At 60.6% G+C, this 15240-nt stretch carries 14 protein-coding genes and 1 pseudogene; 11 read left to right on the top strand and 4 right to left on the bottom strand.

Annotated features, from left to right (window positions below):
* The first annotated feature begins 174 nt into the window (after positions 1-174).
* The 4 genes from EFD55_RS13820 to EFD55_RS13805 all read left to right on the top strand — a co-directional run bounded on the left by EFD55_RS13820 (position 175) and on the right by EFD55_RS13805 (position 4370).
* Positions 175-1275 carry a septal ring lytic transglycosylase RlpA family protein gene (locus EFD55_RS13820; protein ID WP_125845624.1) on the top strand — a complete coding sequence of 367 codons (1101 nt, stop codon included), beginning with the start codon at positions 175-177 and terminating at the stop codon, positions 1273-1275.
* Between the two features lie 72 nt (positions 1276-1347).
* Complete coding sequence (locus EFD55_RS13815) at positions 1348-2541, top strand: D-alanyl-D-alanine carboxypeptidase family protein (RefSeq protein WP_125845623.1); 1194 nt, start codon at positions 1348-1350, stop codon at positions 2539-2541.
* A gap of 130 nt (positions 2542-2671) precedes the next feature.
* Positions 2672-3352 (top strand): dTMP kinase, encoded by a 681-nt coding sequence (gene tmk / locus EFD55_RS13810; RefSeq protein ID WP_183736724.1) that lies wholly within the window; start codon positions 2672-2674, stop codon positions 3350-3352.
* Positions 3345-4370, top strand: coding sequence for a DNA polymerase III subunit delta' (locus EFD55_RS13805; RefSeq protein ID WP_125845621.1), 1026 nt, complete (start codon positions 3345-3347; stop codon positions 4368-4370). Before tmk ends, EFD55_RS13805 begins: the two co-directional genes overlap by 8 nt.
* An 81-nt stretch (positions 4371-4451) precedes the next feature.
* On the opposite strand, the gene EFD55_RS13800 is transcribed toward EFD55_RS13805, so the two are convergent.
* Positions 4452-5240, bottom strand: a complete 789-nt coding sequence (locus tag EFD55_RS13800; protein WP_125845620.1) for a sulfite exporter TauE/SafE family protein — start codon at positions 5238-5240, stop codon at positions 4452-4454.
* Between the two features lie 231 nt (positions 5241-5471).
* Between EFD55_RS13800 and metG the strand changes: the two genes are divergently transcribed.
* From metG to EFD55_RS13785, 3 genes are read left to right on the top strand one after another with little or no spacing between them, the layout of a single operon-like run.
* The gene (gene metG, locus EFD55_RS13795; RefSeq protein ID WP_125845619.1) at positions 5472-7022 is read left to right on the top strand and encodes a methionine--tRNA ligase; all 1551 of its coding nucleotides are present in this window, start codon (positions 5472-5474) and stop codon (positions 7020-7022) included.
* A gap of 4 nt (positions 7023-7026) precedes the next feature.
* The gene (locus tag EFD55_RS13790) at positions 7027-7809 is read left to right on the top strand and encodes a TatD family hydrolase (RefSeq protein ID WP_125845618.1); all 783 of its coding nucleotides are present in this window, start codon (positions 7027-7029) and stop codon (positions 7807-7809) included.
* A gap of 4 nt (positions 7810-7813) precedes the next feature.
* Complete coding sequence (locus EFD55_RS13785) at positions 7814-8638, top strand: MBL fold metallo-hydrolase (RefSeq protein WP_125845617.1); 825 nt, start codon at positions 7814-7816, stop codon at positions 8636-8638.
* A 30-nt stretch (positions 8639-8668) separates the two neighbouring features.
* Here EFD55_RS13785 and EFD55_RS13780 read toward each other — a convergent pair whose 3' ends face one another.
* Positions 8669-9277: a TerC family protein gene (locus tag EFD55_RS13780; RefSeq protein ID WP_125845616.1), complete on the bottom strand. Its 609-nt coding sequence runs from the start codon at positions 9275-9277 to the stop codon at positions 8669-8671.
* A 265-nt stretch (positions 9278-9542) separates the two neighbouring features.
* On the opposite strand from EFD55_RS13780, the gene EFD55_RS13775 reads away from it, so the two are divergent.
* Together EFD55_RS13775 and EFD55_RS13770 are read left to right on the top strand one after the other, a co-directional pair.
* Positions 9543-10235, top strand: coding sequence for a hypothetical protein (locus EFD55_RS13775; RefSeq protein ID WP_125845615.1), 693 nt, complete (start codon positions 9543-9545; stop codon positions 10233-10235).
* Between the two features lie 66 nt (positions 10236-10301).
* On the top strand, positions 10302-10670 hold the full coding sequence (locus EFD55_RS13770) for a hypothetical protein (RefSeq protein ID WP_125845614.1): 369 nt from the start codon (positions 10302-10304) through the stop codon (positions 10668-10670).
* Positions 10671-10833: 163 nt separating this feature from the next.
* On the opposite strand, the pseudogene EFD55_RS33760 reads toward EFD55_RS13770, so the two are convergent.
* Positions 10834-10992: pseudogene (locus EFD55_RS33760) on the bottom strand (alpha/beta fold hydrolase); the annotation flags it as partial.
* A gap of 143 nt (positions 10993-11135) precedes the next feature.
* Between EFD55_RS33760 and EFD55_RS13760 the strand changes: the two are divergent.
* The gene (locus tag EFD55_RS13760) at positions 11136-13289 is read left to right on the top strand and encodes a mechanosensitive ion channel family protein (RefSeq protein ID WP_125845613.1); all 2154 of its coding nucleotides are present in this window, start codon (positions 11136-11138) and stop codon (positions 13287-13289) included.
* Between the two features lie 316 nt (positions 13290-13605).
* Positions 13606-14607, top strand: a complete 1002-nt coding sequence (locus EFD55_RS13755) for an IS30 family transposase (protein WP_125845612.1) — start codon at positions 13606-13608, stop codon at positions 14605-14607.
* An 88-nt stretch (positions 14608-14695) separates the two neighbouring features.
* Here EFD55_RS13755 and EFD55_RS13750 read toward each other — a convergent pair whose 3' ends face one another.
* Positions 14696-15109: a hypothetical protein gene (locus EFD55_RS13750; RefSeq protein WP_125845611.1), complete on the bottom strand. Its 414-nt coding sequence runs from the start codon at positions 15107-15109 to the stop codon at positions 14696-14698.
* Positions 15110-15240: the final 131 nt, after the last annotated feature.

Below are 15240 nucleotides of genomic sequence, written 5' to 3'. Positions count from 1 at the left end.
TGGTGTTAGCAATCCGTAAACCATAATCATTAGAATTGTCGCTATCGCTGCGAAATCGTTCGCAAATTTGCCACGATGCCAGCAAGATTAAGCTCTCGTTAGGCGGGTGGGAATAAGGCGCTATTGACCCATTATCGGGCAAAGTTCCTTAACCATATGAGCGGCGTGGGACACATGAAACTGGAATACGGGGCGGCGTCATTCGCAACGACAGCACGGTGGCTGGCGATATCGGCGATGTGCGCGACGGTTGCAGCGTGCGGCACGACACAGGCGGTGCCGAAGAAGAGAGCCCACGGCAAAGAGTATTTCTCCGAATCCGAATATGGCGTGAAGGCGAGCCCGCGGGTCGCCACCGGCAACAATATTCCGAAGGGCGGCGGCCGCTACATGGTCGGCAACCCCTACGAGGTCAAGGGCAAGTGGTATTATCCGAAGGAAGACTTCGCCTATAACAAGGTCGGCGTCGCCTCGTGGTATGGCTCCGCCTTTCACGGGCGCCTGACGGCGAACGGCGAAGTCTACGACCAGATGCATCTTTCAGCCGCACATCCGACGTTCCCGCTGCCGAGCTATGCGCGCGTCACCAATCTCGAGAACGGGTCGTCCATCGTCGTTCGCGTCAACGATCGCGGTCCTTATCATGAAGGCCGCATCATCGATCTTTCCAACAAGACCGCCGACATGCTGGATCTGCAGCACAGCGGCACCGGCAAGGTGCGCGTGCAATATGTTGGCCGCGCCCGCATGGACGGCCATGACATGCCTTACCTCATGGCATCTTACGCGCCGAAGGGCAGCCGTCTTCCGGGGATCAATCCGGAAGGCCAGATCGCAACCGGCGTGATGGTCGCCTCCAATAGCCGCAAGATCACCCGCGACCAGCTGCAGAGCGCTGAGGACTACGAGACCCAGCCCGCCAACGTGCCGGTGCCGATGTCGGCGACATCCTATGCCGGTTCGACGCCGAGCGCCCGCTACAATGCAGCGCCCGCCCTCGCACCGGCTGCCCATGTTCTGGTCGCGCCGTCTGCGCCCGCAGGCAATGGCATGCAGGCCTTCGACCAGATGATCGTACTGCCGGAAATCGGCCCCATGCCCTATGAGCGCCCCTATGGCGGGGCATCGCTTGCGCTCGGCTATCAGAACGAAGAGGTGAGGACGGTGACTGTCGATCTCGCTTTCGACGCGGTGATGGTGCGCAATGACGGGCTGACGCAGGAGTCGATCCTTGCCTCGGCAAAGCGGCAGCAGGCAAAATCCGCCGCGCGCTGAGCATGGCAATTGCATCGGATTCCCTCTCGCTCTAACCTCCTTACAGACGACGCTCGTTCGATAGGAATTGCGATGCTGAAGCCTTTGCTTCGCCTTCTTGCGTGCCTGATGCCGCTCGCCACCGGCGCGCTCGCAGCCGATGGCGGCACCGTTGGTTTCGCCACCAAGGCGACGCAGGCCTATATGATCGAGGCGTCCACCGGCACCGTGCTTCTCGCCAAGAACGAGGACCAGGGCTTTTCGCCGGCTTCGCTCGCCAAGCTGATGACGATGGATATCGTCTTCGACGCGGTGACGAAGGGTCAGATCACGCTCGATACCGAATATCCGGTTTCGGAATATGCCTGGCGGACGGGCGGCGCGCCGTCGCGGACGGCAACCATGTTCGCCGCGCTTAAATCGCGTGTACGCGTCGAGGACCTGATCAAGGGGATCGCCATACAGGGCGCCAATGATGCCTGCATCGTGCTTGCCGAAGGCATGGCGGGAAGCGAACAGCAATTTGCCGAATCGATGACGCGCCGCGCCCGCGAACTCGGCCTGGAAAAGGCGATGTTCGGCAATTCCACCGGCCTCCCCGATAGCAGGAGCAAGGTGACGGCACGCGAGATGGTGACGCTCGCCGCCGCTCTCCAGCAGTCCTATCCGAACCTCTATGCCTATTTCGCGCAGCCGGAATTCGAGTGGAACAAGATCCAGCAGCGAAACAGGAATCCGCTGCTGGGGTTCGATCTCGGCGCCGACGGGCTTGCCACCGGCTTCACCGAAGGCGAGGGCTATTCGATCGTCGCTTCGGTTGAGCGCGACGGCAGACGGCTGTTTCTGGCGCTTGCCGGCATCGCTTCCGACAAGGAGCGGACGGAGGAAGCCAAGCGCGTGCTTGAATGGGGGCTGACGGCCTTCGAGAGCCGGCAGATCTTCGCCGACCGGGAAGTCATCGGCGCCGCCAGCGTCTATGGCGGCACGGCCCGCACCGTCGATCTCGTCGCCAAGGCGCCGGTCAGCGTCTATATTCCGATCAGCAATCCCGACCGGCTATCGGCGCGCATCGTCTATCACTGGCCGCTGACGGCGCCGGTCAAGCCGGATTACCAAGCGGGCACGCTCAGGATCTTTGCCGGCAGCAGGCTGCTCAGGGAAGTGCCGCTCTATACCGTGCAGGCGGTAGAGGAGGGCTCGCTCAGCAGCCGGGCCGTCGATGCCATGCTGGAACTCGGCGAATCGCTGTTCTTCTCCTGGCTTTGGGACAAGTCGGCGCCCGGTTGACGCCTCGTTCCGATGCAATTTGCCGGGAAAGGTGAATATGTCGCCGCGGCAAAAGGTTTTCCTCCCTGGTATCTTCGGATAGATAGAAGAGGCAGGGCGCATGCGGCGCCCGGAATGCGGGAAGTTGTCATTGTCATCCGGTGCGGGATTGTTCGTTACGTTTGAAGGCGGGGAAGGCGCTGGGAAATCCACCCAGATCCGCCGCCTCGCCGCAGCGCTGAAGGGCGAAGGTCACGATGTGCTGATGACGCGAGAGCCGGGCGGATCGCCGGGTGCGGAGGCCGTGCGCCATGTGTTGCTCTCAGGCGCTGCCGAAGCCTTCGGCACGCGAATGGAGGCGATTCTTTTTGCCGCAGCGCGCAACGATCATGTCGAAGAGGTGATCCGGCCGGCACTTGCCGCAGGCAAGATCGTGCTCTGCGACCGCTTCATGGATTCCTCCCGCGTCTACCAAGGCATTACCGGCAATCTCGAGCCCGATTTCATCGAGACGCTGCAGCGCATCGCCATCAACGGTGTCATGCCTGATTGCACCGTGATACTCGACATCCCTGCCAGGATCGGACTGGAGCGGGCGCAGAAGCGCGCTGCCGCCGACGGTCCCGACCGTTTCGAGAAGGAGCGGCTCGAAACACACGAGAAGCGGCGCGAGGCCTTTCTCGATATCGCCGCCCGCGAGCCGGAGCGCTGCCACGTGATCAACGCCATGCAGGCGGAGGAGGCGATCGCCGCCGAGATCCTGACGATCGTCAAGCAGCTGCTGGCGCCATCAGGCCATGTCAGAACGCCGGAAGCCGCCCACCATGAGTGAGGAAAAGCCCGGACTGCTCGACGGCGCAATCTGGCCGGCGGAAAACACCAGGCTGTTCGGCCATGAGGAGGCGGAGGCGTTCCTCGCGCAATCCTACCGGTCGGGCAAGGGCCATCACGCCATCCTGATCGAAGGGCCTGAGGGCATCGGCAAGGCGACGCTCGCTTTCCGCTTCGCCAATCACGTGCTCTCGCATCCCGATCCCGAGACCGCGCCGGAAACGATCGGCGATCCCGATCCTGCCTCTCCCGTGAGCCGGCAGATCGTCTCTGGCGCCTCGCACAATCTCCTGCATCTTGCCCGGCCGGTGGATGAAAAGACCGGGAAGGTGAAATCGGCGATCACGGTCGATGAGGTGCGCCGCGCCGGCAAGTTCTTCTCGCAGACGTCGGGCACGGGCAACTGGCGGATCGTCATCATTGACCCGGCCGATGATATGAACCGCAATGCGGCCAACGCTATCCTGAAGATCCTGGAGGAGCCGCCGAAGCGGGCTCTGTTTCTGGTGCTGTCGCATGCGCCGGGCAGATTGCTGCCGACGATCCGCTCACGTTGCCTGCCGCTGAAACTGGCGCCGCTTGCGGATGATGCGCTTATCGCCGCGCTTGCCCATCTCGGCATAGCAGGCGAGGGCGGGGCGCTGCTTTCGGCGGCCAAGGGCAGCGTCGGCGAGGCACTGAAACTCTTGAACTACGGTGGCGGCGACATCATCGCCGCCTATGACGAGATGCTTTCCGCCGAGGGACCGACGGCACGCAAGGCGATGCATCGGCTGGCCGACGCGCTTTCGGGGAGGGAAAGCGACACGATCTTCGATTTCTTCGTCAGCCATATCGGCGACGACATCATGAGCCGCGCGCGGGCCGCAGCAGGCGAGGGGCGGATCACGGCTGCGGAACGGCTGGCGCGGCTTTATTCCGAGATCACCGAGCGGCTTACCATTTCCGACGGCTACAATCTCGACCGCAAGCAGACGATCATCAGCATTCTCGCCGATATCAAGCAGCCGGGCCTCTAAACCCAGTCCGGAGATCGCCGACTTGCCCCCGGGGGGTTGCCGTCGCGGCACGAACCGGACAGCAAGGGCATCACACTCCGATCAGCCGGCCAGCAGCTTCCATGCGACGACGGCGAGCGTGGCGGCCAGGACGATGCGGATGGTGCGTTCATGCAGCTTCGGCGCCAGAAGACTTCCGGCAATAATGCCGGGAATCGAACCGATGAGCAGGGCAAACAGCATTGCCCAATCGATCTCGCCGATAAACCAGTAACCCATGCCGCCGATCAGGGTCAGCGGTACGGCATGGACGATATCGGAACCGACGATCTCGCGCACGTCGAGCCTGGGATAGAGTACCAGCAGGATCGTCACACCAAGCGCGCCCGCGCCGACCGAGGTCAAGGTGACGAGGACGCCGAGCAGGAACCCCAGGGCGACGGTGAAGGTGACGATCGTTGCCGGCCGCGGCAGCGTGCGATCACCGATGGCGCGGCGCGCCAGCTCGAGTATCTGTCCTCGGAAGACCAGCATGATCGCGGTCATGACGAGAAGCCAGCCGAGCGCGGTGGTGATGGTATGGGCGACGCCGATGCTCTTGCGATCGACGCCGGCCAGCATCCATAGCATCAACAAGGCGGCCGGCACGCTGCCGGCGGCCAAGCCGCCGACGATCTTCCAGTTGATGCGTCCATGCATGCCGTGAACGGTGGTGCCAGCCGTCTTGGTGATCGCCGCGTAGAGAAGATCCGTGCCGACGGCGGTTGTTGGGTGGACGCCGAAGAGCAGCACCAACAGGGGCGTCATCAACGATCCGCCGCCAACGCCGGTGATGCCGACGAGCGCGCCGACGCAGAGACCCGAAAGCGAATAGAGAGGCTGGAATGTCAATCGAGCGCCTCCGACGGCGTGCGACTACGGCACTTCCGGTAGATGAATATTGGCACTTCGTTCTGTCCCGCCCTCTTTTCATGACGGGTAAATTGCGCCCGTTCATGAGTCAAGCTCACCGGCCAGCGTCCCGGAAATCATTGATGACTGGAAAGTTGATGTTTCGCTTGGCGGTGACATGCGCTAAGAGCGGCTGACCATTTTTATAGAGTAAGCCGGACATTGGCCGCCATGACAGACAAGACACCTTTCTACATCACCACCGCGATTTCCTATCCCAACGGCAAGCCGCATATCGGCCATGCCTATGAGCTGATCGCGACGGATGCGATGGCACGCTACCAGCGCCTGGACGGCAGGGACGTCTTCTTCCTGACGGGGACCGATGAACACGGCCAGAAGATGCAGCAGACCGCTCGCGCCGAGGGAATTGCGCCGCAGGCGCTCGCCGACCGCAACTCCGGCGAATTCCAGGCGATGGCGAAGCTTCTCAACGCCTCGAACGATGATTTCATCCGCACCACGCAGGAGCGTCATCACGAGACTTCGCGCAATATCTGGAACCTGATGGCCGACAGCGGCGACATCTACAAGGACAGCTATGCCGGCTGGTATTCGGTGCGCGACGAAGCCTATTACCAGGAAAACGAGACGGAGCTGCGCGCCGATGGCGTGCGTTACGGACCGCAGGGCACGCCTGTCGAATGGGTGGAAGAGGCAAGCTATTTCTTCAAGCTTTCCGAATACCAGGACAAGCTGCTTGCGCATTACGAAGCAAACCCTGATTTCATCGGTCCCGCCGAGCGCCGCAACGAAGTGATTTCCTTCGTCAAGTCGGGCCTGAAGGATCTCTCTGTCTCGCGCACCACCTTCGACTGGGGCATCAAGGTGCCGAACGATCCCGCCCATGTCATGTATGTCTGGGTCGATGCGCTGACCAACTACATTACCGCGACGGGCTACATCGAAGACAAGAATGGCCCAAGAGCGAAATATTGGCCCGCGGACGTGCACATCATCGGCAAGGACATCATCCGCTTCCACGCCGTCTACTGGCCGGCCTTCCTGATGTCGGCGAAGCTGCCGCTGCCCAAGCGCGTCTTCGCCCACGGCTTCCTGCTCAACAAGGGCGAGAAGATGTCGAAATCGCTCGGCAACGTCGTCGATCCGGTCAATCTGGTCAACCATTTCGGCCTCGATCAGGTGCGCTACTTTTTCCTACGCGAAGTCTCCTTCGGCCAGGACGGCAGCTATAGCGAAGAGGCGATCGGCACGCGCATCAATTCCGATCTCGCCAACGGCATCGGCAACCTCGCCAGCCGCTCGCTGTCGATGATCGTCAAGAATTGCGACGGCAAGATCCCGGAATGCGGACCGCTGACGGACGAGGACAAGGCGATGCTGGCGCAGGCCGATGCACTGCATGCCTCGACGCGCGACGACATGGGCAAGCAGCTCATCCATCGCGCGCTCACCTCGATCATCGCTGTCGTTTCGGAGGCCGACCGTTATTTCGCCGGCCAGGCGCCGTGGGCGCTGAAAAAGACGGATCCGGCGCGCATGGGCACGGTGCTCTACGTTACAGCCGAGGTCGTGCGCCAGATCGCAATCCTGTTGCAGCCCTTCATGCCGGATTCATCAGGCAAGCTGCTCGATCTCGTGGCCGCGCCTGCTGACAAGCGTGATTTTGCTGCCCTCGGCGAGGCAGGCCGCCTCGTTGCGGGAACGACGCTGGAAGCGCCGACGCCGGTCTTCCCGCGCTACGTGGCTCCGGAGGCTTAAGGCCGTGCTGGTCGATACGCATTGCCATCTTGATTTCGCCGATTTCGAGGCGGAACGCGACGAAATCGTCTCGCGCGCCCATCAGGCCGGCGTCGCGCAGATGGTGACGATCTCGACGCGCGTGCGCAAGCTCGACGGGCTGCTCGCCATCACGCAGAAATATCCATCCGTCTTCTGCTCGGTCGGCACGCATCCGAACAATGCCGACGAAGAGCTCGATATTCAGACGGAAGACCTGGTGCGCCTGGCGAATGCCCATGAAAAGATCGTCGCGATCGGCGAGGCCGGTCTCGATTATTTCTACGACACGCAGAAGCCGGAGGACCAGCAGACCGGCTTCCGGCGCCATATCGCGGCTGCGCGCGAAACGCGGCTTCCGCTTGTCATTCACAGCCGCAGCGCCGACGAAGACATGGCTGCGATCCTGACCGAGGAAACGGGGAAGGGGGCCTTCCCCTTCATTCTGCATTGCTTCTCGGCCGGCCCCGAACTGGCGAAGACCGGCGTTGAGCTCGGCGGCTACATTTCCTTCTCGGGCATCCTGACCTTCCCGAAATCGGAAGAGCTGCGCGAGATCGCCAAGACCATTCCGCATGAGCGTCTGCTGGTGGAGACCGACGCGCCATATCTCGCGCCGAAGCGCTGGCGCGGCAAGCGCAACGAGCCGTCCTATGTGGTGAATACGGCCGAGGTGCTCGCCGACACGATCGGTCTTTCTCACGCGGAGGCTGCGCGGATCACGACCGAGAACGCTTTCCGGCTGTTTTCGAAGATGCCGAGGATCTAGCAGCGTGCTCTACCGGCGGCGTTTCACCATTCTCGGCTGTTCGTCGTCACCGGGCGTGCCGCGCATCACCGGCGACTGGGGTGCCTGCAATCCCGACAATCCGAAAAACCGGCGCACGCGCGCAGCCTTCATGGTGCAGCAATTCGCCCCGGACGGCGGTGTCACGACCGTCGTCATCGATACCGGGCCGGATTTTCGCGAACAGATGATCAGGGCAGGGGCAGACCACGTCGACGCCGTGCTCTACAGTCATCCGCATGCAGATCATATTCATGGCATCGATGATCTGCGGGGCTATTTCCACAATACGCGCCGCCAGGTGCCGATCTATGCCGATCGGTTTACGATGGAAAGGCTGCGCGAAGCCTTCGGTTATTGCCTGGAAACGCCGCCGGGCAGCAATTATCCGCCGATCGCGCTGCCGTTCGTCATCGAAAACGTCGACGAGCCCGTCGAAATCAACGGTCCCGGAGGCAAGATTGCCTTCCGTCCGCATATCCAGCAGCACGGCGATATCTGCTCACTTGGCTTCCGCATCGGCGATGTGGCCTATTGCAGCGATATCAGTGACTTCCCGCCGCAAACCGTCGAGAAGCTTCATAATCTCGATGTGCTGATCATCGACGCGCTGCAATATACCTATCATCCGAGCCACCTGTCCCTGGAGCAGTCGCTTGACTGGATCGGCCGGTTGAAGCCGAAACGTGCGATACTCACGCATATGCACACGCCGCTGGACTACGACGCGGTGATGGCGCAGACGCCGGACCATGTGGTGCCGGCGTATGACCAGATGAGCTTCGAGACCGAAGTCAGGATCCCGGCCTGAGCCTTGGACCTAAGGACGGGCCAAGGCCCGTTACTGCATGTAAGGCAGAACCTCGACGGCGCCGCGATGGATCATGTCGAGCGAGACGTAGAGGATGATCAGCAGGCCGACATAGGCGATCCAGCGATGCTGATTAAGCAGCCGGGCGATCAGGTTTGCGGCGATGCCCATCAGCGCGATCGACAATCCGAGGCCGATGACCAGAACACCCGGATGTTCGCGCGCAGCACCGGCAACGGCGAGCACGTTGTCGAGCGACATCGACACGTCTGCAATGACGATCTGGGTCGCCGCCTGGAAGAAGGTCTTTTTCGGCGCGCCTTCGGCGTTCGTCGCATCGTGATCCCCGCCATGACCGGCGCGAATCTCGCGCCACATCTTCCAGCAGACCCAGAGGAGCAGCAGTCCGCCGGCCAGCAACAGGCCGACAATCGCCAGCAGATAAACGGCGACGCTGGCAAAGAGGATACGCAGGACGGTCGCGGCCAGAATGCCGACAATGATCGCTTTGTGGCGCTGGGAGGCCTCCAGGCCGGCGGCCGCAAGGCCGATGACCACCGCGTTGTCACCGGCGAGAACGAGATCGATAGCGATAACCTGCAGCAAAGCCGTCAGAGCGCCTGCCGTAAAGAAATCCATAATGATTACCCCCAATGCGTTAGAAGCGTGCTAGCGTCTCGGAAGTTTGGCGTCAACCGCTGAGAGGATGCGTCAAGCCTCGCTATCCATGACGCGGCGCATCGGGAATGCGCAGGCGGCAGCGTTATGGAACTAGAGGCGAGGGGGCTGCATCGCTGTCCGGTCCATTGCCATTTCCCTGGAACATTCATCTCATCCGCCGGTTCTTCCAGTCAGGAAACCAGGCCGGATCGACGGCTGTGTCTACATCGAGAGGAGAGCCCCCGTGAGCAACATTTACAAGGATACCAATCCAGCCTTCCCAGGCCGGGCAGGCGGCGGCAGCCTTGCCGCATTTTTCGACAGCCGATCGGAAGCCGAGTCCGCAATCTCCCGTCTTGAAGACGCGGGTGTTCCGACTGCGAGGATACGGTTGATGCCGGGATATGAGGCGGATGGAAAAAACGCCGGCGTGGTGAGCGACGACCGCAGCGGCTTCTTCGACGCGCTGGCGGACTTCTTCTTCCCCGACGAGGATCGGGCAGTTTATGCGGAGGGATTGCGGCGCGGCGGCTTCCTTGTCCAGGTCAGCGACATCGATGACGCCCTCTATGAAACCGTCCACGACATCCTGGACGATGAGGGCAGCATCGACTTGGATGAGCGGGCGGATCTCTGGTCGTCGGAGGGCGCATTTCAAGGTGCATCGAACACGGGCTTTGCCGGACCTGTCCACGGCGGCAAATCCTCGGAAGATCTGGCCGTATCGGAGAGCGCATTCGAAGAAGGTGATTCGTCTCCGGCTTCCGAAGACACGCGTCCGGTCGCGACGCGAGACACCACGCACGGAAGCGGCAAAGTGCGTGCCTATACGTTCACTGACACCGGCTCCACGCCATCGAGCGGTGACGATCGGCAATCGCAGGCCCAGTCACAAGGCGGATCGCAACAGAGCCAGGGTTTCCGACGCGATCACTGATGCCCCAGAGGCCCGGCTGCAAAGCCGGGCCGCATTCCGTTCCGCTCGAATATCGAGGACATGTCCATGCAATCATCCATCAACCGCGACGGCTTCCTTCCGCCCGACCCCGACGAATTAATCGAGGAGGGCGAGTTGCCTTTTGCCGACGCTGCGCGCGACCAGGCCGACAACAGCTTGACCGCTCTGCAGCGGGAGGTAAGGCTGCTTAGCGCCCGCATCGGCGTGCTGCGCGAAGATGCGGAGGCGGCGTTGAAAGCCAAGGCGACATCGATCGATGCAAACGCCCACGTCCAGCTCGGCGACTATCCCTGGCTGAAGCTCGCCGCGGCGACAAGCGCAGCCTTCATCGCAGCCAGGATCCTTCGAAGCCTTCCGTTCGGTGCGCTGCTTGCCGGCTATACCAGCCATTTCGCGGAGACGAGACGGCGGTGAAGGGCTTGCACGCGCAAAAGCTTGACGGACAGCGCTGCGCGCCATAACGGGAAAGGCCGGGACGGCACTGCCGCGAATACGTAGCCAGCACTTTCTCGAGCTTTATCTGAATGATGTGGTGTTTTCCTAAACCGTTTGTTCCGACTTCTGAAGATGCGGGAAGTGAGCCGCTTGGCCCGCCTTTGAGATTCTGCAGGTTCTCCCATCCAAGCTGCGGGCTGTCGAACGGCGCGAAGTTCTGAAGATGATGCGACTGGCGATTGCCGGCTCATCGAGAACATCGCAGAGCGGGCAGGGCCGCGATGTCAGTGGCATAGATCATGCTTCGACCGGTCGGCGCCTGGCCAATGATCGGGTATGCGTCCGCCAAACAGGTTCATCGATTGACGTTGATCGCGCAACGTTTCACAAAGTTCCAAGCCTCTACCAACCAGAAGCGATGACAACACGCGGGACCACGATTACATGCACATCAACGACGTCCGTCATCCTTTGCGGAGAGTGTCCACATTCCTGGCGGTCGTATTTTCGACGCTTCTGCTGGCGAGCATAAACCCGACCTCGGCGGCCGAACCCTCTGCTTCCCCAGCACCGATCCGCGTTATTATCGAACTGCCGAATGATGATTCCGGACGTGCGCTGGTCAATCGGATAGTTCCTGGCAATCAGGAACCGGCGCAGCCTGTGGCGGTCTCGCAGGTGGCCGAACCGCCGTCGATTGCTACCTCACTTCAGGAATTGCGCCAGAGGTTGCTTACACTCCTCAATGCCGTTCCAACTCTTCCGGGGCAGATCCAGGCGGCAATCCGGCTCTTCCAGGCAGATGATCGTATCGACCCAGTCGGTCTCGTCTTGGCGGTCATACTCTTCGTCGCCGGCGGATTCGTTGCGCAGCGCATCGCCTGGTGGTCAGGGCGCGGCCTTCTCCATTTCGTGCTGACCGCACCTGCCGACACCATCCGGCAGCGGATCAAGCTCCACGCAGGTCGACTCTCGATGGGTCTTCTCGCGTTGGCCGGCTATCTCATCGGAAGCCTTGGGGCGTTTATCCTCTTCCCATGGCCTGCCGTGTTTCGCGACGTCGCACTCATCCTATTGTCAGCCGCGCTCATGGTGCGCCTTGCCGTGCTTGTCGGCCGCATTGTCATCGCGCCAGGCGCCCGCCTGCCGCATATGCGGCTGTTGACGCTTGTCACGTCGCTTGCCTGGTTCTGGTACTACTGGCTCCTCGGGATTGTCGCAGTATTGGCGGCCGGCTGGGCCATCATCGAAGTGATCCGGACGATCGGGGCGTCAACCATCCTGGTCGATCTCTTTACCGCGGCATGGCTTGGCGCGGTTTCAATTGCGCTGCTCATCATGATCTGGCTGCGGCAGTTTCGTTCTGATGGACCGCCGGTGAACCGGCTGATCAGCGTGGGCTTCAGCGCCAGCATTATACTATCGTGGCTTCTATGGGTGTCCGGGCTGCGCGGTGCGTTCTGGACGGTGATCATCATCACGCATTTGCCTCTTACCGTCTCGGTAGCTCGCGATATCATTCGGCACATCATCATACATCCCGAGAATGAGCGCGCGGCGGAAGATCCGACCGTCTTGGGATGGTCGGTCGTCATTATGCAAACGCTGCGCAACGGCCTCATTGTGGCTGCCGCGCTCCTCATTGCCCGCTCGTGGAATGTCAACCTCAGTGACCTTGCCGCATCCGAAACGGTGACCACGCGCTTAATCCGTGCAGGAATCCGCATCGTTATCGTGTTGTTGGTGACCGACGTCATCTGGAAGCTCGTAAGCACTCTGATCGACACTCAGATGGCCGTGGCGTCGCGAAGCGGGAACGAGGGACATGAGCAGGGGGCCGACGCACGCCGGCGTCAGCGGTTGAATACTCTTCTTCCCATTCTTCGCAATGTGCTGTTCCTGGCGATCGGAGCTGTTGGCTTCTTGATGATCCTCGATGCCGTTGGCATTCAGATCGGACCACTCCTGGCGGGTGCCGGGGTCGTCGGCATAGCCGTCGGCTTCGGTGCCCAAACACTCGTCAAGGACATCATCTCAGGCGTTTTTTATCTGTTCGACGATGCCTTCCGCATCGGCGAATACATCCAGGCGGCAAAATACAAGGGTACGGTTGAAGGCTTTTCGCTGCGATCGATCCGCTTGCGACACCACCGCGGCCCGGTCACCATCGTTCCTTTCGGTGAACTCGGCGCGGTGCAAAACCTCAGCCGCGACTGGGTTATCGACATCATTACCCTAACCCTGAACTATGACAGTGACCTCGAGGAGGTTCGCAAGACCATCAAGCGCATCGGCGTTGAACTGCTGGAGGACGTTGAACTTGGGCCCAATATCATCGAGCCCCTGAAAATGCAGGGGATCGAGCAGATGGCGGACTATGGCGTGCAGATTCGGCTGAAGTTCATGGCGAAACCCGGCGAACAGTTCGGCGTTCGCCGAAAAGCCCTTGCCATGCTCAAGAAGACATTCGCGGAAAAGGGCATTCAGTTTGCAACTCCGACGGTTCATGTTTCCGGCGGACCGGCCGATGCCGCGGCAACCGCTGCCGCGTCGGAGCTCCAAAGACCATCAAAGGTCATCTCGACACTTGAGGAATAAGGCGAGCGCATGTGCTTTCCGTCGAATCCCGTCAAGGCAAGACACGCGGTTTCCAATGAGTCTGTTGGCTGGGATCAGCCGTTCAAGTCCGGAGGTGAACCATCGATGCGCTGGATCGTCAGGACGCAAATTCGAGCGGGCCGATTTTAAATGAGTTGGGCTATAAGATGATGATGGAGGGTATGCCATTGTAATCAAACGGCATATTTCTGTTCCATAATCTATCTTATGCGATCAAGATGTGTAGCCGGGGTACATTCTATTTCCAAGTGCGACATGCCAGTAATTTCAATGGCTTCACTTTGGAGATTTTGGCATGTCTCGATGCTATACGCAGATCACCCTCGCCGACCGGCGACGCCTACATCAACTGGTGGCGGCAAAAGTTCCGGTCAACGAGATGGCCCGTCAGCTTGGCCGTCACCGCTCGACGATTTACCGCGAGATCAAGCGCAATACGTTTCGTGATCGCGAACTGCCGGACTACGACGGCTACTACAGCACGGTTGCTCACGATATCTCCAAGGAGCGGCGACGCCGGCTGAGAAAGCTGCGGCGCCACCCGAATTTACGCACGGAGATCATCAACCAGTTGGAGGCACGCTGGTCTCCAGAGCAGATCGCCGGGCGTCTGTTGTCGGAGGGGCTCAGTCTTGTTCGCGTCTGCAAAGAGACAATCTATCGCTTCATCTACAGCAAGGAAGATTATGGGCTAGGCCTCTATCAGTATCTACCGGAATCGCGCCGCAAACGTCGCCCACTGCGCTCCAGGAAGCCGCGCGACGGTGCGTTTCCAGCCACGCACCGCATATCCCAACGTCCTGATTTTATTGGAGATAGATCGCAGTTTGGGCATTGGGAGGGCGACCTCCTCATCTTTGAACGTACACTCGGACATGCCAATGTCACGTCCCTCGTGGAGCGCCGAAGCCGCTATACCGTTCTCATCAAGAATCCGAGCCGGCACTCACGCCCGATCATGGACAAGATCATCAGAGGATTTTCTCCTTTACCGGCGTTCGTGCGTCAAAGCTTCACATTTGATCGCGGTACCGAGTTTGCCGGATTCAGGGCTTTGGAAGAAGGGATCGGCGCGCGTAGCTGGTTCTGCGACCCGAGTGCACCGTGGCAAAAAGGGACAGTCGAGAACACCAACAAGCGCATTCGCCGTTTCATGCCAGGCGCTACGGATCTGGCAGCCGTGTCACAACACGACCTGATCCAACTCGCACGTCATCTCAACGACCAACCCCGTAAGTGCCTCGGCTACAAGACGCCAGCCGAGGTGTTCATGGCGCATTTGCAGGATGAGGCGTGATCCCCTACCCTGCAAAACGGCCATGATGCACTTGGGTTAGCTTCTCCACCGCAAAGTTGAAGTGTCCTGTTTCTGCAAAGTTGGAATGTCACTCGTCCCCTGTCTGAACGGCACCTGGAGCTTCCCCGGATTTAGAACGTTTCCGTGGCGGAGCGTGCATCGCCCTTAGCCGGCGGATCGTCTCGCAGCCCTCAGTCGCCGACGAAACCGCGGTCTTCCTGCCGGCCGCTTCGGCCGCTGCATCCACCAGTTGGAACGCATATTCAACCGCAGCTTCCGTATCGTCCTGACAGAGTTTCTCGCCGCTGCAACGGGTTTCAAGCAATTGTCGAACCCGGCGCTTGATCACTGGCACGACGAAGCGACCCGAGTGAGCGAAAAGCTGTCGCAAGCAGATGGTTGCGACCACTTCGCAAACCAATAGCTTTCCCTCGATTTCGCCGAACGTGGGTACGGCGAATCGCGCTCCTCCCGTCCTGCAGTCACGATCTGTAACCAACATCTTCGTTCTCCAATGAAAGAACACAAGGGGCAGAACGCTTGTTCTGCAGGGCTTTCCCTGGGTTCGGTTGTGTTTTGACCGGCATTCTGCCGACCGGGTAAATTTTCTCCGTTCGCAGGACGGGCTTTTCC

Source organism: Rhizobium pisi (assembly GCF_003938655.1).
Lineage (GTDB): Bacteria > Pseudomonadota > Alphaproteobacteria > Rhizobiales > Rhizobiaceae > Rhizobium > Rhizobium pisi.
The sequence above is the reverse complement of the archived record's forward strand: the minus strand, read 5'-3'. Positions and strand labels throughout refer to the sequence as shown.